Annotated in this window: 18 protein-coding genes; 13 read left to right on the plus strand and 5 right to left on the minus strand. The window is 58.7% G+C overall.

Going from position 1 to position 23,389, the window contains the following annotated elements; translation table 11 throughout:
• Positions 1 to 58 precede the first annotated feature (58 nt).
• The 3 genes from HKX41_06710 (at position 59) to HKX41_06720 (ending at position 3,684) form a co-directional block, all read left to right on the plus strand.
• A complete protein-coding gene (locus HKX41_06710) occupies positions 59 to 2,449 on the plus strand; it encodes a PBP1A family penicillin-binding protein (GenBank protein ID NNC23846.1) in 2,391 nt (796 codons plus the stop codon).
• A 45-nt stretch (positions 2,450 to 2,494) separates the two neighbouring features.
• A complete protein-coding gene (locus HKX41_06715) occupies positions 2,495 to 3,112 on the plus strand; it encodes a hypothetical protein (GenBank protein NNC23847.1) in 618 nt (205 codons plus the stop codon).
• Between the two features lie 107 nt (positions 3,113 to 3,219).
• Positions 3,220 to 3,684, plus strand: a complete 465-nt coding sequence (locus tag HKX41_06720; protein NNC23848.1) for a universal stress protein — start codon at positions 3,220 to 3,222, stop codon at positions 3,682 to 3,684.
• Between the two features lie 406 nt (positions 3,685 to 4,090).
• Here the strand turns inward: HKX41_06720 and metE are convergent, their stop codons facing one another.
• The 4 genes from metE to yidD all read right to left on the minus strand — a co-directional run bounded on the left by metE (position 4,091) and on the right by yidD (position 10,440).
• The gene (gene metE, locus HKX41_06725; protein ID NNC23849.1) at positions 4,091 to 6,379 is read right to left on the minus strand and encodes a 5-methyltetrahydropteroyltriglutamate--homocysteine S-methyltransferase; all 2,289 of its coding nucleotides are present in this window, start codon (positions 6,377 to 6,379) and stop codon (positions 4,091 to 4,093) included.
• Positions 6,380 to 6,509: 130 nt separating this feature from the next.
• Positions 6,510 to 6,761, minus strand: a complete 252-nt coding sequence (locus tag HKX41_06730) for a type B 50S ribosomal protein L31 (protein NNC23850.1) — start codon at positions 6,759 to 6,761, stop codon at positions 6,510 to 6,512.
• Positions 6,762 to 6,814: 53 nt separating this feature from the next.
• Positions 6,815 to 10,006, minus strand: a complete 3,192-nt coding sequence (locus tag HKX41_06735) for an isoleucine--tRNA ligase (GenBank protein ID NNC23851.1) — start codon at positions 10,004 to 10,006, stop codon at positions 6,815 to 6,817.
• 95 nt (positions 10,007 to 10,101) lie between these two features.
• Entirely contained in the window at positions 10,102 to 10,440 is a 339-nt protein-coding gene (yidD, locus tag HKX41_06740) for a membrane protein insertion efficiency factor YidD (GenBank protein NNC23852.1), read from the minus strand.
• An 86-nt stretch (positions 10,441 to 10,526) separates the two neighbouring features.
• On the opposite strand from yidD, the gene HKX41_06745 reads away from it, so the two are divergent.
• The 5 genes from HKX41_06745 to HKX41_06765 all read left to right on the plus strand — a co-directional run bounded on the left by HKX41_06745 (position 10,527) and on the right by HKX41_06765 (position 15,014).
• Positions 10,527 to 10,943: a SufE family protein gene (locus HKX41_06745; protein NNC23853.1), complete on the plus strand. Its 417-nt coding sequence runs from the start codon at positions 10,527 to 10,529 to the stop codon at positions 10,941 to 10,943.
• Between the two features lie 76 nt (positions 10,944 to 11,019).
• Entirely contained in the window at positions 11,020 to 11,883 is an 864-nt protein-coding gene (locus tag HKX41_06750) for a hypothetical protein (protein ID NNC23854.1), read from the plus strand.
• Positions 11,880 to 12,431: a hypothetical protein gene (locus HKX41_06755; GenBank protein NNC23855.1), complete on the plus strand. Its 552-nt coding sequence runs from the start codon at positions 11,880 to 11,882 to the stop codon at positions 12,429 to 12,431. The genes HKX41_06750 and HKX41_06755 overlap by 4 nt, the downstream gene beginning before the upstream one ends.
• Before the next feature lie 359 nt (positions 12,432 to 12,790).
• The gene (gene purU, locus HKX41_06760) at positions 12,791 to 13,666 is read left to right on the plus strand and encodes a formyltetrahydrofolate deformylase (protein NNC23856.1); all 876 of its coding nucleotides are present in this window, start codon (positions 12,791 to 12,793) and stop codon (positions 13,664 to 13,666) included.
• A 7-nt stretch (positions 13,667 to 13,673) separates the two neighbouring features.
• Positions 13,674 to 15,014 carry a hypothetical protein gene (locus HKX41_06765; protein ID NNC23857.1) on the plus strand — a complete coding sequence of 447 codons (1,341 nt, stop codon included), beginning with the start codon at positions 13,674 to 13,676 and terminating at the stop codon, positions 15,012 to 15,014.
• Here HKX41_06765 and HKX41_06770 read toward each other — a convergent pair.
• Entirely contained in the window at positions 15,008 to 16,090 is a 1,083-nt protein-coding gene (locus HKX41_06770; GenBank protein NNC23858.1) for a GlxA family transcriptional regulator, read from the minus strand. The genes HKX41_06765 and HKX41_06770 overlap by 7 nt on opposite strands.
• A 157-nt stretch (positions 16,091 to 16,247) precedes the next feature.
• Between HKX41_06770 and HKX41_06775 the strand changes: the two genes are divergently transcribed.
• From HKX41_06775 to HKX41_06795, 5 genes are all read left to right on the plus strand, one after another.
• Positions 16,248 to 17,198: a PLP-dependent cysteine synthase family protein gene (locus HKX41_06775; GenBank protein NNC23859.1), complete on the plus strand. Its 951-nt coding sequence runs from the start codon at positions 16,248 to 16,250 to the stop codon at positions 17,196 to 17,198.
• A 44-nt stretch (positions 17,199 to 17,242) separates the two neighbouring features.
• The gene (locus HKX41_06780; protein NNC23860.1) at positions 17,243 to 18,121 is read left to right on the plus strand and encodes a 5,10-methylenetetrahydrofolate reductase; all 879 of its coding nucleotides are present in this window, start codon (positions 17,243 to 17,245) and stop codon (positions 18,119 to 18,121) included.
• Between the two features lie 559 nt (positions 18,122 to 18,680).
• Positions 18,681 to 20,000, plus strand: a complete 1,320-nt coding sequence (locus HKX41_06785) for an aminomethyl transferase family protein (GenBank protein NNC23861.1) — start codon at positions 18,681 to 18,683, stop codon at positions 19,998 to 20,000.
• Between the two features lie 288 nt (positions 20,001 to 20,288).
• Positions 20,289 to 21,326, plus strand: coding sequence for a membrane dipeptidase (locus HKX41_06790; GenBank protein ID NNC23862.1), 1,038 nt, complete (start codon positions 20,289 to 20,291; stop codon positions 21,324 to 21,326).
• A gap of 4 nt (positions 21,327 to 21,330) precedes the next feature.
• Positions 21,331 to 23,382, plus strand: coding sequence for an NADH:flavin oxidoreductase (locus HKX41_06795; protein NNC23863.1), 2,052 nt, complete (start codon positions 21,331 to 21,333; stop codon positions 23,380 to 23,382).
• Positions 23,383 to 23,389: the final 7 nt, after the last annotated feature.

Consider the following 23,389-nt stretch of genomic DNA (forward strand, 5'->3'; position numbering starts at 1 on the left):
TTAACTGCCGAGCTTCCGATCGCCCGAAAGTTTCAACGCGAGCATAATCCGACGCCCCATGTGGACTTCAATCTACCGCACGCTAATTTGGATTGCAGCTTCCTTGCTTTCCTTGAGCCTCGTGACCTGCCTGATCGCGGGCGGCATCTATTGGCATTTCGCACGCCACCTACCCCATCCAAAGCCGGGTATAGCAGTCAAACTACACGAGCCGCTGCGTATTTACACTGCCGACCATAAGTTGATCGGCGTTTACGGCAAGCAAAAACGCATCCCAATTCAGTACGCCGATATCCCCAAGCAGGTTATCAACGCCTTCGTAGCCGCAGAGGATGATCGATTCTTCGAGCATCCCGGCGTCGATTATCAAGGTATTGTCCGCGCCGCCGTGCATCTATTGGCAACGGGCCGCAAGACGCAGGGCGGCAGCACCATCACGATGCAACTGGCACGCGATCTCTACCTGAGCGACAAACGTACCTTTACGCGCAAGATCAAGGAGACGATCCTCGCCCTACGGCTAAACGACACGTTCTCAAAACAAGAGATCTTTCAGCTATACGTCAACAAGATCTATCTCGGCAAAGGTGCCTATGGTGTGGCCGCCGCTGCACAAACCTACTACCACAAGCCATTGGCCCAGCTGGACATCGCTGAGATCGCCATGATCGCCGGCTTACCCAAAGCGCCATCGGCGTTCAACCCCATTAACAACCCGTCGCGCGCGAAAACACGTCGCAACTATGTGCTGGCACGTATGCACGATCTCGGACAGATCAGCGACAAGGCGTACCAACAAGCTAAGCAAGCGGTCATAACAGCTCAACAGCCACCAACCGCGAAACAGAATGATCGTTTCAAAGCACCGTACATCGCCGCGATGGTGCGCAAGAAAATGATTGCCCGATACGGTGCCCAAAAGGCATACACGGCCGGTTTCGATGTCGTAACGACCATCACCAGCGCTCGCCAGAAAGCGGCTCGCAAGGCGATACACAACAACCTGCGTGCTTACGCCAAACGCCATGCCTGGAACGGCGCCAGTCGCAGTGTCTCGGCGCAGGTGGCAAAAACAAAGGCACAACGCCAGCAGAAACTGGCTGAGTTGCAGCCCGTGGCGGGAACCCGCCCCGCAATCGTCACCGGACTCAACGGCGACACGATCAGCGTGGCGATCCGAAACGCTAAGCGAATCAAATTGGGCCCACAAGACAACCCCTGGCTGTCGTCCAACCACGACGCATCCAAGATGGTGGACATTGGCGATATCGTTTATCTGCACCACGCCGATTCATCAGCCGAAGCCAACGACACCGACTGGCGTCTTACCGAGCATCCAGAGGTCGAGGGCGCGCTCGTATCGCTGGATCCACACAACGGGGCGATTCAAGCACTCGTAGGGGGCTACGACTACGATCAGTCAAAATTCAATCGCGCCACGCAGGCACACCGCCAAACCGGCTCCAGCTTCAAGCCATTTCTTTACTCGGCCGCACTTGCTAACGGTTTTACCGCCGCAACCATCGTCAACGACGCACCGATCGTGTATCAAGACGCCAGCCTCGACGAATCCTGGCGTCCACAAAACTATAGCGGTAAATACTTCGGTCCAACCCGCCTACGCACCGGACTCGTCCATTCACGCAATCTAGTCTCGATCCGGGTACTACGACGCATCGGGATCAATCCAGCCGTTAACCACATCAGCCAATTCGGCCTGGGCGAGAAACAACTACCGCACAGCCTGTCGCTCGCGCTAGGCAGCGCCTCGTTTTCACCACTGCAGATGGCGCGCGGTTACGCAGTCTTCGCCAATAATGGCTTTTTGATCAGCCCTCACCTGATCAAGACCATCAAACGCGGCCAAGGTGAAACGGTATATCGCGCCAACCCCGAACGCGCCTGCAGCGATCGCATCGCTTGTCCCGGCCAGCAACAGCCATCTTCCTCCACAAGAAACCTGCAGTATGCGCCCCGCGCGATCCCCGCCGACAACGCGTATATCGTCGGTGACATGATGCGAGACGTTATTAAAAACGGCACTGGACGTGGCGCGTTAAAACTACATCGAGAGGATTTATCCGGTAAGACCGGAACAACGAACAAACAAATTGACGCTTGGTTCGGTGGCTTTAACGCCAATCTGGTCACCGTCTGCTGGGTGGGTTTCGATCAGCTCAAATCGCTTGGCCACTATGAAACCGGTGCCCACGCCGCGCTCCCGATCTGGACCGATTTCATGGGGGCGGCGCTGGCGGATGCCTCAACCACACTGCCCTCAAAACCTGATGACATCGTGGATGTAAAAATAAATCCGGACACAGGCCAACGCGCCCTGCACAGCAGCGGTATCAACGAGATTTTCCGGAAACAGAACGTGCCCACCAAAGCCGAGGCCAAGCGTTCAGGGCAACGAAGCCCCTCGGAAGATGTGCAAAGTCTTTTCTAAATCGCCAGCCCGGAACCGGGTCATACACTCAGCAGGCACGATGGGATGACCAGCACACGCAAGCAGAACACGCAGCGAACGGAGATGGCCCAGGTCGCAGCGCGAATCATGATAGACAGCGGGATACGCGACTTTCGTTTCGCCAAGCAGAAAGCGGCCGAACATCTTGGCATCAACCCACGCAACTCTATCCTACCGAAAAACCGTGAGATCGAAGCCGCCACGGTCGAACATCAGCGCCTTTTCGGCGGCAACGAACATACCGCTGAACTCCAGCGTATGCGGCAGACCGCACGCCAGGCCATGCGCCTGTTCGCCGACTTTCGCCCACGACTGGTCGGCGAGGTCTTAAGCGGGACGGCTAGTCCCGATACGCCAATCTGTCTGCACTTATTCGCCGAGCAACCAGAAGCCATGGATATGTTTCTCGACGACCAGGCGATTCCCTTCGAGATCGTCGAACGGCGTTTCAAGTTTGGCGGCGGGCAAGTCGCGTTCTATCCGACGTTCTGTTTCGTGGCTGGCGACGATTGCATCGAGGCCACCGTATTTGAGCACACTGGCCTACGCCAGCCTCCACTCAGCTTGGTCAACGGCGGCGCCATGCCCAGGGCAACACCCGCCGACCTCGACGAGCTACTGGCGAGCAGCACGACACTCTAGATCTGGACTATCCTCTGCCGCAACACGCAGCCTAAACTTGACAAGAATTCGGCCGCCCGGTTCGATAGAATCAGCTGGCTACCTATAAATACTAGAGGAACAACCCGATGCAAAACTTCGAAACCATCCTGCTCGCCTACGACGGAAGTGAGCGTGGGCGTGTTGCGTTGCGCCGCTGTCTACCGCTCATGGATTCCAACGCGGTCACGATCCACCTACTGGCTGTAGTACCGCTAGCTGGCGCCGTTGCGGCAGCCGACGGGTTTTATACCGAGAGCATGTACGAAGCTGAACGCGATCGCATCCAACAGATACTGGACGACGGTGTGAACAGGCTGCAGAGCCATGGCATCACAGCGACTGGTTATCTGCGCGCCGGGGAACCAGCGCACCAGATTGCAGATCTGGCCACTGAACTGAGTACTGACCTTGTCGTTGTCGGCCATCAAAGACGCGGGCTGCTGTCGCGCTGGTGGCGTGGCTCAGTCGGTGCGTCGCTGCTCGATCGCCTCGATTGCTGCCTGCTCGTCGCCCAAGCTTGCGACGAAGAGCTCCCCGACGCCGCCGAGTAGCATCAATTGCTGACAGCACGACTTCGCAGTCGTAATAGTCTGCCCATGACCGCAACGGACAAAACCGCAAATTGCGTCACTTGTGAGGCAGTCGCAATCGACACCGGTCGCGCGACATTCGCTCAAGGCCCGGATTGAGTAGCAGTAAAAGGCGTTATAACCGCGCGCAGCATCGGGTTTTGGCACGCTTTATAACGTCGGAGTTTGCTGACAAATGCGTTTTGAGCCGGTTGCTGTGCCACCAACCAGCAGTCGGCGAGGCAACCATATTGCGCTCATCGGGCCACTGAACTTATAAGACCACCCCCTGGCAAATGCCCCAATTAAAAAGGCCGGCCCGCATTCGCGGGCCGGCCTGTCCAGTAACGGTAAGCTGGCTTACCAGCCCATTGCTGGGTAGCGGTGTTTAGGCCGCCTTGGTCGTCTCGCGAAGTTCCTTCGCCGCATCGACCATGTGCTGCAACGCGGGCTTGACCTCGGCCCAACCACGCGTTTTCAGACCACAATCTGGGTTAACCCAGATGCGCTCGGCCGGCAGCACATCGCGCGCTTTTTCCAGAAGCTGGATCATTTCCTGCTTGTTCGGTACGCGCGGGCTGTGGATATCGTAGACACCCGGGCCGATTTCGTTCGGGTACTGGAACTTCACGAACGAATCCAGCAACTCCATCTGTGAGCGCGAGGTCTCGATGGAAATGCAATCCGCATCCATAGCGGCAATCGACTCGATGATGTCGTTGAACTCCGAGTAGCACATATGCGTGTGCACTTGGGTTTCATCACGAACGCCCGAGGCCGTCAGCCGGAACGACTTGGTCGCCCAATCCAGATACGCGTCCCAGTCGGCACGTCGTAACGGCAGCCCTTCGCGGAACGCAGCCTCATCGCACTGGATAGCGGCCAAACCGGCAGCTTCCAAATCCACGAGTTCGTCGCGGATCCCCAGAGCAACCTGTTTGACAGTCTCAGAACGTGGCTGATCGTCGCGCACGAAGGCCCATTGCACCATGGTCACTGGACCGGTCAGCATGCCCTTCATGGGCTTATCGGTCAGCGACTGGGCATACTTCGACCATTTAACGGTCATCGGCTCAGACCGCGACACATCGCCGTAGATAATCGGCGGTTTGACGTAGCGGGTGCCATAGCTCTGCACCCAGCCAAACTGAGTGAAAGCGTAGCCCGACAACTTCTCGCCGAAGTACTCGACCATGTCGTTACGCTCGAACTCACCGTGCACGAGCATGTCGAAGCCCATGTCTTCCTGCATCTTGACCGCATCCTGGATCTGTTTTTCCAGGAAGGCGTCGTACTCGGCGTCCGACATCTTGCCCTTCTTATGGGCCGCACGTGCCTGACGCACATCCTGAGTCTGCGGGAAGGAACCGATGGTCGTGGTCGGGAACGCCGGCAAACCAAGCTTGGTATGCTGCTTCCGAGCACGCTCGGGATAAGCGGAACCACGCGCGTAGTCCTTGGCGGTAATGCCCGCAACGCGCCGCTGCACGGCCTCGTCGTGAATACGGGCCGACTCGGCGCGATTGGCTAGCGCTTCCTTGTTCGACGCAAGCTTCTGTTGGTCGACCTGGCCATCGGCCGCACGTGCCAAGAACACGAGCTCGTCCAGTTTTTCCTCGGCAAAAGCCAGCCAGCTCTTGAACTCAGCGTCGATTTTTTCTTCGCTTCGAAGCGTGACCGGCGAATGCAGCAGCGAGCAGGCCGGGCCGACCATCAAGCGGTCGCTGCCGAGCTCGCCATGGGCGGTCTTGAGCGTAGACAACGCTTTTTCGAGGTCGGTCGCCCAGATATTGCGGCCGTCGACAATGCCGACTGACAACGACGTCTTGTCGCCGACGCGTGCGGCAACCGGCTCGATATCTTCGGCCCCGCGTACAGCGTCGAGGTGCAGCGCATCGACTGGCAGCGAGGTGAACAGCTCGCGGTTGTCGGCTAGATCATTGAAGTAGTTGGCCACCATGATCTTGATGCCAGCGACCTTGGACAGTCGGTCGTACGCGGCACGCAGTGCATCCTGCTGAGCCTTCGAAAGGTCCAGCGAAAACACCGGCTCATCGATCTGCACCCATTCGGCGCCTTGGCTGGCCAGCTTGCTCAGAATCTGCTCGTAAACGCCGACCAGATCATCCAACAGCGACAGCTTATCGAAGTCACCTTCGGTGACCTTACCCAGCGTCAGGTACGTGACCGGGCCGACTAAGACCGGCTTCGTGGTAATATCGAGCTTTTTAGCCTCGTCGAATTCATCGAAGACCTTAGTCGAAGCCAACGAGAATTGGGTCTTCGGCGTGAACTCGGGAACGATGTAGTGGTAGTTGGTATCGAACCACTTAGTCATTTCGGCGGCGATGGCATCTTTGCCGCCACCTTGAATCCCACGCGCGATCGCAAACATCGTGTCCAAGTCGACGTTGCCACCGGACCAGCCGAAGCGCTCGGGGATGTTGCCGACCAGGCACATCATATCCAGAACCTGGTCGTAGTACGAAAAGTCGTTGGATGGGATCAAATCGACCCCAGCGGCTTTTTGCTTTTCCCAGTTGCTCTGGCGAAGTTCGGTTCCGGTCGATTCCAGACCCTTGCGGTCCAGGTCGCCTTTCCAGTAAGCCTCGGTTGCCTTCTTCAGCTCCCGACGCTCACCAATACGCGGAAAGCCAAGGTTTTGCGCAATAGTCATGCTTGGATTATCACCTTTGGTTCAAATGTGTCGTCGCACGGACTTGGCCGATGCTCAAAACACACCGGCCAAGCGCGACAGCCATCGCGTGCGCGCTGCCGACTCGATCGAACTTAGGGGTATCGAGACGTTATTTCGGGGTCATGCCATAGCGCCGACGGAAGCGCTCCACATTACCCGTGGTGTCCATGATGTTCTGCTTGCCGGTGTAAAACGGGTGGGTAGCACTGGTGACCTCAAGCTTAACCAGCGGATATTCATTGCCGTCTTCCCACTCGATGGTTTCGTCGGTTGCCACCGTCGATTGCGACAGGAACGCGAAGTCCGCGCCCATATCTTTGAAGACCACCGGCCGATAATTCGGATGTATGTCTTTCTGCATCTTCGCTATCCGTTGTTTGTGCGGGCAGCCCGCGTGTCGTTCGCCGCGTTTGTCTAACCACTGGTCGCCGGGCTGATCGCGATCGTAATGCGACCGGCGCCCAGTTCGAACGTCTCGACTACCCCATTTTCCGGGGATTCTACCGCTTCGAGACGGGTCGCCAATATTTCATCAGCGACAGTTTTCTCATGCTGCGCGACACTACGCGCGATTTCGTCGTCAGCCAAGTAGTGTACCTGAATTCTATCGGCCACGTGAAAGTCGGCGCGTTTCCGGAGCTGCTGCACCCGATTGACTACTTCCCGCGCCACCCCGCGTGATTTGAGCGAGGCATCGATGGCGGTATCCAACGCCACTGTCACGCCGTCCTCGCGGCCAACCGCCCAACCGGCGATACCCTCCGCCGTTATATCGAGGTCGTCCGGCCCCAATACGACGGTGGTGCCATTAACGTCAATCTCGAGCTGGCCAGACGCCAGATAGCGACTGAGCGCGTCGCCGTCGAGTTCGGCGATGACAGCAGCGGCCGGCTTCATGAGCGACCCGAGCCGCTTGCCGAGTGTGCGGAAATTGGCCTTGGCCCGGCGCGTAACGAGATCGGCCTCGCCGGTGACGAATTCGACCGTATCGACGTTGACTTCATCGCGGATGATCGGCGCAACGGCTTCGATATCGGCGCGGGCCACATTCGACTCCTCGACCACCAGAACCCGCGCGAGCGGCTGGCGCACATTGTGGCCCGCATCGTTGCGAAGAGCCAGCACGTTGCCAACCACCGCGCGCGCCAGCCGCATGCGCCGCGCCAGATCAGTATCGACCTGCGCCGCGTCATAAGCCGGATAATCAGCCAGGTGCACCGAGGCTCGTGCGCTGCTGCCACCTTTAAGCCGTGCGCACAGCCACTCGGCGAAAAACGGTGCGATAGGCGCCATCAGCCGCGCCACACCATCGAGACAGGTCAGCGTCGTGTGATACGCCGCACGCTTGTCGGCCACATCGCCGTCCGCCGCCTCAGGCGAACGATCGGCGCGCGCGCCGGCCCAGAAACGCGGCCGGGTGCGGCGGATATACCAGTTGGACAACGCATCGATGAACGATTCAACCGCGCGCGCGGCAGGCGTCGGATTATAGTTGTCGAATGCAGAACGAGCCTCGTGGATTGTCGAGTGCAGTTGCGACAAAATCCAGCGATCAAGCTCGGGGCGCTCAGCCACCGGCGGCGCATCGGCATCGGCGGTAAAACCGTCGATATTGGCGTAGGTCGCGAAAAACGAATAGACATTTTCCAACGTCCCGAAGACCTTGGTGCGCGTGGCCTTGAGGCCGCGCTCGTCATATTTCGTGTCTTCCCATGGCGCGCTTGTAGCCAGCATGTACCAGCGGATAACGTCGGCACCGTGCTGGTCGAGCGCATCGAACGGATCAACCGTGTTGCCCTTGGACTTGGACATTTTCTCGCCATTGGCGTCCAACAGCAGGCCGTTGACCACGACATTGCGGTAGGCCGGCGTGTCCATGACCAGCGTGGCGATCGCGTGCAGGGAATAAAACCAACCACGGGTCTGGTCGACGCCCTCACAGATAAAATCGGCCGGGAAGTTCGACTCGAATGCGGCTTGGTTTTCAAACGGATAATGCCACTGGGCGAACGGCATGGCGCCGGAGTCGAACCAAACGTCGATGATCTCCGGAACGCGCCGCATGGTGCCACCTCCTGCCGCCGGCCAGGTGACTGCATCAACCTGCGGCTTATGCAGGTCGAGTTCGGCGTCAGCCGGCACCGCATCACCGGCCAACTCGCGTAGTTCGGCGATCGAACCGACAACCACGTAGTCGTCCGGATCCGCGTCGTTGACCCAGATTGGCAGCGGCGTCCCCCAGTATCGATGGCGCGACAACGCCCAGTCGACATTATTTGCCAGCCAGTCGCCGAAGCGCCCGGTGCCGACGTGCGTCGGGTACCAGTTGATCTGGTTGTTGTACTCGACCAGCCGATCCTTGTGCGCACGTGTGGCGACGAACCAGGACTCGACCGGATAGTTCATCAATGGCGTTCCCTTACGCCAATCATGCGGATAGTTGTGGACTGTCACGTCCTGATTGAACAACAACCCGCGGTGTTTGAGATCACGCGTGATCGGCTTATCGGCATCCTTAAACCACTGCCCACCGACCAGCGGGAAATCGTCACCAAACCGGCCATCAGCGCTTATCGGGTTGAATACCGGCATACCTGCTGCCGACGTGACGTCGAAATCGTCAGCCCCGAAGGCAGGCGCTTCGTGGGCGATGCCGGTACCATCGGCGGTCGTGATGAAATCAGCGGCGATGATGCGCCAGGCGCTGTCGGCCTCCGGATGGTTGGCAAAGCAGTCGAACGGCGGTTTGTAACGCCGGCCAATCAAGGCGTCGGCACCGAAAGTATCGATGATCTCGGCATTGTCGCCGAGCGTGGCGGCAACGCAATCCCGCGCCAAGATATAAACCTGCCCGTCGAGCCGGGCGCTGGCATATTCAACGCTAGGCCCAACCGCGAGCGCAACGTTGGATGGCAGAGTCCACGGCGTGGTGGTCCACGCCAGGAGCGCTGTGTCGGGTTCGTCTTCGAGATAAAACCTGACCGTGACCGACGGGTCCTGGACTTCTTCGTAGCCAAGGCTGACCTCGTGCGACGACAGTACGGTCCCTGACCCCGGCGAATACCAGTGAATCTTGCGCCCTTTGTAGAGCAGGTCGCGCTCGTGGAGCTGTTTCAACAGCCACCAAACCGACTCGATATATTCGTTCGAATAGGTGACGTACGGATGATCGAGATCGACCCAGTACCCAATCCGGCGTGTCAGTTCGTTCCACTGATCGGTGTAGCGCAACACCGATTCACGACAGGCGGCGTTGTAGGCGTCGATGCCGAACGCATCGATGTCCTCGCGCGAGGCCAGGCCCTGTTCTTTTTCAACCTCGATTTCGACCGGCAGTCCGTGGGTATCCCAGCCAGCTTTACGGTCGACACGGTAGCCGGCCATTGACTTGTAACGACAAAACACATCCTTGATCGTTCGGCCGAGCACATGGTGAATACCGGGCCGGCCGTTAGCCGTCGGCGGCCCTTCGTAGAAGGTGAACACCGGTGCGTCCGCGCGCTGATGGGTGCTCGCTTCGAACACGCCTTGCTCGCGCCACCAAGTGCCAATCTCGGCGTCCATCGCGGGCATATTCAGTGCCGAGGGCAACTCGTAAGCAGCCATAAATTAATTCGTTGCCGGTTTCATCGAAACCAGGCAGTTTAACCCGCGCGCACGGCACCTGCACCTATAACCCGGGCCGACGCGGCCGATTATCATCAGTCACGACGCTCATGCGCCTGCGGCACCGGGTCGAAACCGCCTTCACACAGCGGATGGCAACGCACCAAGCGCCTGATCGTTAGCCAGCTGCCGCGCACGGGGCCGAACCGACCTATCGCAATGAGCGCGTACTCCGAACAAGTCGGCATAAACCGACAACGTGGACCGATTAGCGGCGAAATCACCCAACGATAGATCACCACTGGCGTTAGCAGGACGCCGCTCAGGCAATGGCGTCCACCACGCGCGAGTGCTGCGGCAACACGATAGCCGGTCGAGGTTATCTGGCTCACGATCGCGGGCACGCTTGTACGAACGCGTGCATCGAGCCCCATCTTGGCGTCATACTTGATACGACAATTGTCGTGCCCACTTTCCTACGTGCGGGTCGCAAAACCAAGCAGCAACCCAAGCATTAACTATGGACAGCGATATTACACACCTCAAGGACACGTTCGAGATGTTGCCCGATTGGGAGGAGCGCTATCGCTACATCATCGATCTCGGCCGCAACCTCGAACCGCTGGCCGACGACGAACGAAACGAGGCAAGCCGCGTGCGCGGCTGTATGAGCCAGGTCTGGCTGGTCGCCGACGAATGCGACGATCAGAAACTCCATTTCCGTGGCGACTCAGACGCCCACATCGTGCGCGGCCTGATCGGCGTGTTGCTAATGATCTATTCGGATAAGACACCGCGCGAAATCGCAGATACCGACATCAACCAGATCTTTACCGACCTAAACCTCGAGCAGCACATCACTATGAATCGGCGCAACGGGCTTTATTCGATGGTCGAAACCATCGAGAACACAGCCCAGCGTCATTTGTCGGCCTGACCTGCCTGACATCGCCGAAAGATTCCATCATTAGTTCGTCACGCTCGCGCGCAGAAGCCCGGTAGACTGGCCTCGTATGGGTCGATCCACCGCTCGCAGTCACTCCCCCTATCATCCAGTCAAACGCGCGCGGCGCGCGGTGCTGCGCCGCCTCGGGCGCTGGGCGCGTTCCGATTACGACGTACGGATCGATCTCGACAACGGTCAGCCAACAGCCAAGACGATTCAATTTGCCGCCATTGAACAGGCTAATTCGGTCGCCGACGCGCTGGCGCACTTTGCCGACTCGCCACACGTCCCATCACTTATCGAACGCGACGGCCCGCGCGTGTCGACCGAGTTTGTAGCCGGCCAAATATGCGAACCCATGAGCGACTCGCTGGTACCGGACGTCGCGCGCTGTCTTGGCCATATCAACAGCGCGGGCGCACGCGAATGCCAACTGGCGGGCAGCTCTTACTGGCAAGCGCATATCGACCGGCTCGACTACCTATTTCAAGCAAGCATTATCGATTACACACTCTATGCACGGCTGCGCGATGCCACCGAAAACACAGCGCCGGGTACGCTGCGAATTGGTTTCGACTACACCGACCCAATCGGTCAAAACTTGATTCAGCGCTCTGATCAATCCTTGGTCGCGGTTATTGACGTCAAGAATCTGCGCGCCGACCAGCCTGCAGGGCTCGGCATGGCCAAGGCCGCCAGCAAATGGCTGACACCGGAACGACAACCGCATTTTTTCGAGGCGCTGGCAGCGACCGACGACGCACACGTCGCACACTACTTCGATTTCCTATGCTTGTTTGAACGTGTCGAGCGCTCGGCACGCAAGACCAAAGCCGAGATCCAGTTTCGGCGCTGGCACAAGAAAACCAGCCAGCGCCGGCGCCACTTGCAGCGTCTGGTGGACACCATCGAATCGCCGGAGACACCATGATTCTGTTTCCAATCAAAACCTATCCGTGGCGTGCTTTCGTTGTACTGGCCAGTGCCACGGTCGCATTGCCGGTCGCGTTGATCGGTTTAATGCTCGCGCTCGCCGCGGTTATACCAAGCTGGCTCTCGACCCTCGGCATAGCCGTCGGTATCGGCTTACTCCTTTCAATCAATGCCGCGTTGACCGTTCTTGCGGTGTATATCACCACCCGCAACGAGGTCACCATTCGCGATGCCACACTGCATCTAAAAGGTGGTGCTTTTCACGAGCGCGTACCGCTGGACTCGATCATCGATTCACGCGTGGTCTCCCTGACCAACAACCGTTATCTGGCACATGCTCGGCGCGAGAACGGCATCACATTGCCGGGTTTTCGCCTTGGCTGGTTCCGGACATGCTACGACGAGCTGGTTTTCGTGATTGCCGGGAGCCGCTGTCAGCGCGGTGTCCATCTGCGCTCGTCGCGCGCTTTCTCCGTGTTGTTGGCCGCAGACAACCCGGAAGCACTCAAAGCGGCACTAGACGCGCCCGAATCACGCCAACACTAGTCACTGACGCAACAACACACGGCCTACGCCCGTAGGACAGCACTTAGCTTGTCGCATACACCCAGCCGCCGCCGAACGAGCATGCCCTGAGAACGGCAGCATCACGCGCCCTTTCAAAGCGTTCAGTCACACTGATCGCCCATTACTCGCCGTTGACAGACACCCTGCCGGCAACATGCAAGTAGCACGGCGGCTATGTCACCCCTTTTTGCCGTAACTTGCCCACATCCACCCCAGCAAGTCGCGCCTATTCAATCCAGCGTCGCAAGTGCGCTAGTCGTCCGCGTCAGCCAGTTCTAGTGTTAAGTCACGCGCAGCGTAATAAACCCGCAATCGACAACGGACTCGACGGTTCTGACATGGACGACGACAACAAATACGGCCAAGCATTCATTCTCAACGCGGTCTCCCCAGGCCAGGTCGGCACCGTCGCTATGATTGCCGGCTTTCTAGCTGAGCTCGAGTGTTACATCGTCGAAATGAGCCAGCACGATGATTCTCGCACCGGCAATTTTCTCGCCCGCACCATGTTTCGGACCAGTGCCAGCCGGCCTTTGTCGCCCGAGTACATTCGTGAACATTTCGCCGAGCGAGTTGGCGACTGGCCCATGACCTGGCAACTCTATGACCCGAACGAACCGATCCCGGCGCTGATCATGGTCTCCAAGGCCGACCATTGTCTGCTGACTTTACTCTACCGTCAGCGCCTGGGTGAGCTGAATATCGACATCCGTGGCATTGTCTCGAATCACCCCGACTTGGAAGAGATCGCCGTAGCTCACGGCGTCCCCTTTTACTATATGCCCGTCACGGCCGAGACCAAGCCGGAACAGGAACAAGCCGTGCTCGACCTGATGAACGAGCAGGAGGCCGACTTGCTCATTCTGGCGCGCTACATGCAGATTTTGAGCGACAAACTCTGTAGTGCCCTGTTTGGTCGCGCCATCAATATCCATCACTCGTTTCTGCCAGGTTTCAAAGGCGCACGCCCCTATGAGCAGGCGTTCAAACGAGGCGTCAAGGTCATCGGCGCAACGGCGCACTATGTAACCACCGATCTCGATGAAGGGCCCATCATCGAGCAAGTCGTCCAACGCGTGGACAACCCCTATTCACCCAAGGACCTGGCCAGCGTCGGCCGCGACATCGAAACCTGGGCATTAGCGCGGGCCGTCAAGTTGCACGTGGAACGTCGGGTGTTTATCGAAGGCCAAAAAACCATCGTGTTTCGTTAGACGGCCCATGGGCGAATCGCACTACGGCATTCCATCCCAACCACACCCAGGCTGGCTCGACAGCTATCTCGCTGACTTGGCCAGCCGGCCACGCCAGACAAGCCGCGACCAACCACGCAGCGGACTATTCCGACTTTTGAACCACGTCGGATCGCCGCACGTGCGCGTGCCGGCTGTGCGAGTCGTCGGCTCCAAGGGCAAGGGCTCAACCGCACGCACTTTAGCCGCGATACTCGATGCCGCTGGCTATCACGTCGGCGTCTTTAGCTCGCCCCATATTCACCATTGGTGCGAACGAATCCGTATTGGCGAGCGGGATATCCTGCCGGCACATCTAGCCTCGGTGATGGCGCGGCTCGCGCCCATAGTCGAGACCCTGCGCGACGACGAGCGCATTGCCGGACCTGACTTTTTCGAGGTGATGCTGACCGCCGCTCTGCTTGCTTTTCAGGAAGAGCGCGCCGATCTAGCGATCGTCGAAGCCGGCATCGGTGGCCGCGGTGACGCCACACACTGTCTCGGTCCGATACTGTCCATACTCACCACGATCGAAGCCGAACACCTCAACATCATCGGCCCGACACTCACCGACGTCGCACGTGAGAAAGCCGCGGTCGCGACAGCCGGCGTGCCACTTATCGTCGGGCCACTATCGACAGCCACACGCCAGGCCGTTGTCGCCACCGCCTCCGGCCGGGGCGCTCGACTCGTCATGGCAGCGCGCGATTTCCAGTTCGCCGCCACCGAGCCGGCCAAGACCAATGGCTACTACAGCGAATCTGGTTACGGCTTACAAGTTTCGCTGACCGAAACACTGGCCTGGCTGCCCGATTGCGTGGGAATCGCGATCGCTGCTGCGCGCCGACTTTCCGGATTCAGCATCCAAGACCACGCCATCAATCGCGGTCTGGTCAGTGTCGCGCTGCCGGGCCGCCTGCAGCACCTGAAGAGCCGACCACTCATTATCGCGGATGGCGCCCACACAAAAGCCTCGACCCGGCGTCTTGCGCGATTACTCGCCGCGCACCATGAACGACCACTGATTCTGGTTATCGCCTGCTCGATCGGCCACGAGCCAGCCGACTGGGACAAAACACTCTGGGCCGCTGCCGACGCAATCATTACAACCTGCGCCGACTCGCCCCGTTCACACCACGCCCGGGACACCGCGCGCCGCATCCAGTCACTCGGCTTTGCGGTCGCCGGCATCCAACAAGATCCGGCGCTGGCGATGGCTGCCGCAACCCGACGGGCTGGCGCGGCTGGCCTGGTCTGCGCGACCGGCTCGGTTTATACAGTCGCCTGTGCGCAGAGATTTGTGGCGTGCCCGCCCGATAAGCCTTATTGATCGGCCTTCAATAAGGCGCTGCGTTGGCTCCGTTCATCGTTGGGCGGTCGCCCGAAGAAATCGTGGTAGCACTTGCTAAAGTGCGACGGCGACGCGAAGCCGCAAGCGGTCGCCACCTCGATAATCGAATGGTTGGTCTGCAACAAGAGCTGACGCGCCCGATTCAGCCGCAGAGCCAAGTAGTAGCGAGTCGGCGCGTTGTTAATATACTTTTTGAATAGCCGTTCGAGCTGGCGTCGCGACACGCCGACGTAGTAGGCCAATTCGTCGAGTGTCAACGGCTCTTCGATGTTGGCCTCCATCAATCGAACCGCGTCTTCCATTTTGGGGTGGCCGGAACCCAGGTGGGCTCTGAGCGGATTGCGCTGTGAATCCGTATCGAGCCGAATGCGTTCATGTATAAACTCTTCGGAAATCGCTTCCGCCAGTGATGCGCCTTGTTGCTTGCGGATGATGTTGAGCATCAGATCCAACGGCGCCACGCCGCCCGAGCAGGTGTAGCGATCCCGATCGGTAACGAATAGTTCACTGACGAACTGTGTTTGCGGGAATAACAACTCTTCGTGGATGCTTGAGATTTGCTGCCAATGAATCGTGGCTTTATAGCCGTCCAATAGATTCGCGCGCGCCAGAATGTAAGTTCCGGTGCAAAGCCCACCAAGCGCGACTTTATCCCGCGCCAGCCGCCGCAACCAACCGGCGATGCTTTCGTCGAACGCGTACTGAATATCAGTGCCCCCACAGACGAACACGATCTCGTATTCAGTCGTCTGGCGCAGTGCATGATCGGGCGTGATCGACAGACCATTGCTGGCGGTGACAGGCGCGCCATCGACGCTGATTACCGGCCACTCGTAAAGCGTCTGCTTGGCCAATTGATTGGCCATACGCAGTGGTTCCACCGCTGATGTAAACGCGTAGTGGGAAAATTGCGGCACCAGCAGAAAGCCAATCCGAAAAGTGCGTTCAGCAGGCGGGGCGGGTAACCACACGGTTGATCTCCAAGGCAGCCGGCAGATTGGCCAACCTGAAATATTAGCGACTCGGGCGGATATGTAAAACCTTATATCGACCATGAGCCATACTCGATGGCATGCGGGTACCGGGTCAGCACGTCGATAACCGCGATGGCGATCTCAAGCAAGTCGGCGTCGCATTCGCGTCAGGCCGCGCGTGGCGCGCGGGGTAGCCTGAAATCGATGAGCCTACGAGCCTGCGGCGATTGCCGACACCATGACGACCCAACGCGTAATCCATAGCATCCTCGATACCATCGGCGACACGCCGTTGATGGAGATCGACGGTATATTCGCCAAGCTCGAATTCACCAACCCTTCGGGCTCGATCAAAGCGCGTATCGCCAAATACATGGTCGAGCGTGCCGAACAGGAAGGCAGACTACAGCCAGGGGATACCATCGTCGAAGCCACCAGCGGCAACACCGGCAATGCGCTGGCCATGGTCGCGGCGGTCAAAGGGTATCGAATGCTGGTCGTCATGCCCGAAGGCATGACTAGCGAACGCGTGGCGATATCCCGTGCCTACGGTGCCGACATACTGTTTACCGGCCACTTCCACGTCAACGATGCTCTAGCCAAAGCGCACGAATTAGGCGAAAAACCTGGTTTTTTCTGCCCAGCCCAGTTCGAATCCGAGTTCAACGCCGAAGAAAATCGGGTACTGCTGGGCAGTGAAATTCTGGCCCAGCTTCCCCCCGATCGGATACCCGACGCATTGGTGATGGGCGTGGGTACTGGTGGCACCTTGATCGGCGTCGGCCAAGCTTTCAAAAAAGCCAACCCCAATGTGCGCCTGTTCGCGATGGAGCCATCGGAATCCACGACCATCTCTTGCGGCGAGATCGGCGAGCACGAAATCGAGGGCATCTCCGACGGGTTCGTTCCGGGCATCTACGCCAACCATCGCGAGCTTGTCGACAGTGTTCATCCGGTTACCAGTCGACAGGCAATCGAAACCATGCGTGAACTTGCCCGCGACCACGGCCTGCTCGTCGGCCCCAGTTCGGGCGGACATCTGGCTGCCGCGCGCCACGTCCGCGATCAATTCCCCGAGTTGAAAACGATCGTGACGTTGTTCTGCGACGAAGGTGAGAAATACATCAACGATCATTTTTCCAGTACGGCGTCGTCGATTACATCCAATCCCGACGCCGTTGCTGGCTGACACGCGCCCGCTCGCTGAAATGCATCAACCGCAAGCAGAAAACCATGAGTGACCGAACACGAACAACCATGGGCCGAGCACTGGCCTCCCCCGATTTCGAAATCATGCCGATCAAGGGAGGCTTAGAAGCCGCGCGCCATATGCCGGCCGGGGCGTTTACAGCCGTAACCTGCTCACCGGCACAAGGCGTAGACGGTACCGTCGAATTCGCCGCCTCTATTCAGGCAATGGGATTGACCGCTGCGGTGCATCTGGCAGCCAGACGTATCACCGACCACGCGCATCTCGAACGGCTCCTATCGCGCATGCGTGAGGCCGGCATCCGGCACGCATTCGTGGTCGCCGGCGACCGCACCGACACCCCGGGCGCATTCACCAGCGGGCTCGAACTGGTCCAGACGCTCAGACAAACCGGCGCCGAGCTGGATAGCATCGGCGTGCCCTGTTATCCCGAGGGCCACAGCTTTATCGACGACGCCACGCTGGCGGATGCGCTGCAAGCCAAGGCCAAATACGCCGATTACATGGTTAGCCAACTCTGCTTCAACCCGCAAGCGATCCTCGATTGGCTCACCTACACGCGCGAGCACAATAACGTGAACCTGCCGCTTTATATTGGCGCGCCAGGCGTGATGGCGCGTACCAAGTTGTTGAATATCGGGCTACGAATCGGGATCGGCGACTCCATTCGGTTTTTGCGCAAAAATAGCGGCTTCATCAGCGGCTTTCTAACCGGCTCGAAGTACAAACCCGACCATTTGATTAATGAGTTGGCTACGAAAATTGATGACCCGGCGCTGAATATCGCGGGTTTGCATATCAACACCTTCAATCAAATAGAAGCGACCGAAGATTGGCGTAACGATCAGCTCGGTAAGTGGCAAACCGCCGACAAGGCGACTACCGCGACAGAACCCGGATAAGCGATGGCCCGACGGGCCATTCCACACCGACGCACAGCAAAACACCGCCCACGTTGCGGGCGTGCCTCCTGAACGAGCACGAGCGCTTTGCCGAACGGTGCGCCGAAAAGAAGACACTTCGTCTGTAGTGTCTATGGTTTCCGGTTTCTTTTGATACGCCCGTCACCCAAAAAATCCACCTGCTTCGAGTAAGATCGATTATCACCACGGCCCGCTTAAGCGGGCCGTCAAACGGGTGCGTCCAAGCCTAACGATGGCTTCTAAAGCCCATTAAAAATCGCGGCGGTCGCGCTGAGTCAAGTCGATGTCGTACCTGAAACGGACCACCTATGGCGTGCGGCGTAGCGTCTGGGGTGTGGCCAAGTTTTTAACGCCACAGTAGCGATCGATACGAAATGCCGGTGCACTATACAATTTTTCGTGTGTTGCATCTTTTTGATCACGTCAACACCGACAAGCGGACGCGGTCGGTGGCTGGCACGTCGATACCTCGATAGGACCACAGGCAATTCGGACGTCGACCGGTTTCACTCACGACTTTATCGAGGAGCCAAAAGCCATGTCTTCATCGGACAACGTCAACTACGATAACGATATCGACCAGAGCGGGCGCCATGTGCCAGCCAATCTGCGTCAAACCGGCGATCCGGGCATTCAGATGCTGATGTCGACCCGTGTGCGCAAATCACCGTTCTGGCATTTATCAGTCCAAGCCGGCTGCTGGCGGGCAACCGTCTACAACCGGATGTACCACCCGCGCGGCTACGTTAAACCTCAAGACGGCGGCGCGATGGTGGAATATCGCTCGCTAATCAATGACGTCACACTCTGGAACGTCGCTGTCGAGCGCCCAATCCGCGTCAAAGGCCCGGACGCCGAAGCCTTTTCCAACTACGTCTGCACCCGTGACTGCACCCGCGTTAAACCGATGCACGGGCGTTACGTCGTACTCTGCGACGAAGACGGCAACGTGCTAAACGACCCAGTCATGCTGCGTGTCGCCCAGGACGAGTTCTGGTTCACCCTCAGTGATTCGGACCTTGCCTACTGGTTCAAGGGCATCAATCTCGGCATGAATTTCGACATCTCAATCGACGAGATCGACGTCTCTCCGCTGCAGATCCAGGGCCCGAAATCGGAAGCACTGCTGGTAGATCTGGTCGGCGACGACGTGCGCGACATCCCCTACTATGGCCTGATGGCGACACAGATCGACGGTGCGGACGTGCTGATCTCGCAAACCGGTTTCACGGGCGAAAAAGGCTACGAAGTCTACACTTACGACTCGTCGATCAACGCCGAGACGGTGTGGAATGCCATCCTCCGAACTGGCGAGAAGCACAATCTGCGGGTCATCGCACCGGCGCACCACCGCCGGATCGCGGCCGGCATCCTGTCCTACGGTCAGGACATGGACGCCGAGACCAACCCGTTCCAGTGCAACCTCGGTCACATGGTGCCGCGCAAGAAAACGGCCGACTACATCGGCAAGGACGCGCTCGAGGCCACACGCGAGCAGGTTCAAGCCGGTAACCCGCCGTTCAAATACCAGCTCGTCGGCTTGAAGCTCGGCGGCAAGCCCATCGAGGACTATAACTCGGACTTCTGGCTCGTCGCCAAAGATGCGGAAAGCGGGCCGTGCGGCTATATCACATCACCGTGGTATTCGCCGGAACTGGAAACCAATATCGCCATGGCCTACGTGCCGGTCGATCAGACCGAACTCGGCACTGAGTTGGTGGCTTGGTTGCCGGAGATCTATCAATCCTCCCCGGGCCATCCGGTCAAAGCCGAAGTAGCTGAAATGCCCTTCCGCGAGTCAGTCAACAAGAGCTCGCGCGAACAGGCTAAGGCTCAAGGCCGCGACTACGCCTACTAACGGCTAGCGGTTGCCCCGGCCACAGTAATTGGATTGCTGTGGCCGGGCGCCAACTCGAAACCGTTGGTTTGCCTGAAGCCGGCACAGACTCGATTGTGAGTCTGCGCCGGCTTTTTTAATTAATCACCACGTTCGACGGCCCGTGAGCGGATTCACTTAATTTGAACGTGGGTCACCGACAACGCTTCGGACGTGACGCAGTTTGCAAAGTGATGGTCGCAGTTGTTCGCCCATCCATTCGCACCCCCGCGTAACTTGAAATTACGAAATTAACGCCGGGGTCAGGCCATGTCGGCCAAGGAAATACATACCAATGCCGCGGTCTTTGACGGGCTGATCATCGCCAACTGGTCACGCCCCGTGTTCGAAGCCATGCACGCCGGTGGACTAACGGCCGCCAACTGCACATGTTCGGTCTGGGAAGGCTTCGAAGCGACGATGGCCAACATCGCCACTTGGCAACAGCTATTCGCCGACAACGCGGACCTGATCCGTCCGGTTCATTGCCTCGCTGATATCGAACGCGCGATGGCGGAAGGCCGGGTCGGCATCGTGCTGGGTTTTCAAAACCTCTCAGCCATCGAAGACCGTATCGAGCGTTTATCGCTGTTCAAACAGCTCGGTGTCGGCGTCATGCAAATGGCCTATAACACCCAGAACTTTGTGGGTAGCGGTTGCTACGAATCCCGCGACGGTGGGTTGTCGGACTTCGGTCATGACGTTGTCGCCGAAATGAATCGGCTGGGCATCCTCTGTGACCTCTCCCACGTTGGTGATAAGACCAGCACCGATGTCATTCACACCTCGCGCCAGCCCGTCGCCTATAGCCACTGCTTGCCAGCCGGCTTAAAAAAACATCCACGCAATAAAACTGACGAGCAACTCAGGTTTATTGTTGATTACGGCGGCTTCGTGGGTGTCACACTTTTCCCGCCATTTCTCAAGCATGGCCCCGATTCGACAGTCGACGATTACATCGAGGCCATCGACTACGTTATCGATATTTGCGGCGAACAAAACGTCGGCATCGGTACCGACTTCACCGAAGGTCAGCCGCCTGAGTTCTTCGATTGGATCACCCGGGACAAGGGCAATGGCCGCAAACTGACCGAGTTCGGCGCGATCCGCAACCCCGAAGGTCTGCGCACGATCGCCGACTTTCCGAACCTGAGTGCGGCCATGGTTCGCGCCGGTTGGTCCGAGTCGCGCATCGAGCGCGTACTCGGCGGCAACTGGCTGCGGGTCCTAGGCGAGGTTTGGGGTGACTCGCCCCAATCTCACGAGCCGACCTTCGCTTCGACAACTGCCGAGACTATAACCGGATAAAACGATGGGCGATTTCGACCAGCTTCTTCAGCCACTAACCATCAACAAACTCACGATCCGTAATCGCATCGTGAGCACACCACATGGCGAAGTCTACGCCGAGGGCGGCGTCCCCACCGAGCGCTACCGCCATTACCACGCTGAAAAAGCGAAAGGTGGCATCGGTATGACCATGTGCGGTGGCTCGTCAGCAGTCTCGCGCACCAGCCCCACGCCCTATTGGTGGGGCGCGGTCGATGTCTCCGACGATAAAGTCATCCCGTATTTCCAGCAGCTCGCCGACGCTGTCCATGACCAGGGCGCGGCGATCATGATCCAGATTACGCACATGGGTCGCCGCTCGAACTATGACGGTGGCGACTGGCCACACCTGATGTCGCCCAGCGGCTATCGCGAACAGATCCACAAGGGCATGGCCAAAACCATCGAGCCGGAGGAGATCAAACGCATTCAGCAAGAGTTTGCGCAAGCCGCACGCCGTGTCAAAGAAGGCGGCCTGGATGGGGCCGAGGTCTCAGCCGCACACCAACACCTGATTGACCAGTTCTGGTCACCACGCACCAATCAACGCACCGACGAATACGGCGGCAGCCTCGAAAACCGCATGCGCTTCGGGCTGGAAGTATTTCAAGCCATCCGTGATGAAGTCGGCCCCGACTTCGCCATCGGCATGCGCATGACCGGCGACGAATTTCACCCCGATGGCCTCGGCCAGGAAGAGCTGCAACAGATCGCTAAGCGCTACGCTGATAGCGGCCTGATTGATTTTCTGGACATCATCGGTTCAGGGGCCGACACGGCGACCACGCAGGCCAATTGCATCCCGAACATGAGTTATCCGCCGGCGCCATTTTTGTATCTGGCTTCCGGCATCAAGGCCGAAGTCGATATCCCGGTGCTGCACGCCCAGAACATCAAGGATCCGAACTCGGCCGGGCGCGCCATTGGCGAAGGACATATCGACATGGTCGGTATGACCCGCGCCCACATCGCCGACCCGCACTTTGTTAATAAGATCCGCGACGGTGACGTGGACCGCATTCGCCAGTGCGTGGGCGCTAACTACTGCATCGACCGCCAGTACGACGGCAAAGAAGTGCTGTGCATCCAGAACGCGGCGACCGGTCGAGAACGCACCATGCCGCAGACCGTGTCCAAGGCCGATACCAAGCGCCGCGTTGCGATCGTCGGCGCCGGGCCGGGTGGCCTAGAGGCCGCACGTGTCTGCGCCGAACGCGGCCACGCCGTTACCTTATTCGAGGCCAGCGACCAACTCGGCGGCCAAGTCAATCTCGCAGCCAGAGCCCCTGGTCGCGACCAAATCGGCGGCATCGTCCGCTGGTTCTCGCTGGAGCTCGCCCGGCTCGGTGTCGACCAGCGTCTGGAGACTTATGCCGACGCCGAGGCACTGCACGCGCTGGACCCCGATATCATCATGCTGGCTCAAGGCGGCCGCCCATTTCTCGATCGCCAGTCCGGCTGGCATTGGGAAGAAAACCTGGTGGTCTCGACCCATGACATTCTGTCCGGCGCAGTCGCGCCCGGCAACAATGTTTTGGTTTTCGACGTAACCGGCGAACACCCGGGATCAACCTGCGCCGACTATCTGGCCGACCAAGGTTCGCTGGTCGAGCTGGCCACACCGGACATGGCCATCGGGGAATTACTCGGTGGCACCACCGCGCCGGTAATCTACGAGCGATTGTATTCCAAGGATGTCGTGCTTACGCCCAACGTCTCGCTGGTCGATGCCTACACGGAGGGCGAGCAGGTGATTGCAGTTTTGGCCAACGAGTTCACCGGCACAGAGGAAGAACGCGCCATCGACCAAATCGTGGTCGAAAACGGTACTCGGCCGAATGAAGCGCTCTACTACGAACTGAAACCCGAATCGCGCAACCAAGGGCAGACCGACCAGGACGCGCTTTTCGCTGGCAAGCCACAGCCCCACTGGGAAGGTGACAGCTTCCTGCTCTATCGCGTTGGCGACTGTGTCTCACCCGGCAATATTCATGCGGCGATCTACGATTCGCTGCGGTTGTGCAAGGACTTCTGAGGGGGAA

The organism is Salifodinibacter halophilus, assembly GCA_012999515.1.
GTDB lineage: Bacteria > Pseudomonadota > Gammaproteobacteria > Nevskiales > Salinisphaeraceae > Salifodinibacter > Salifodinibacter halophilus.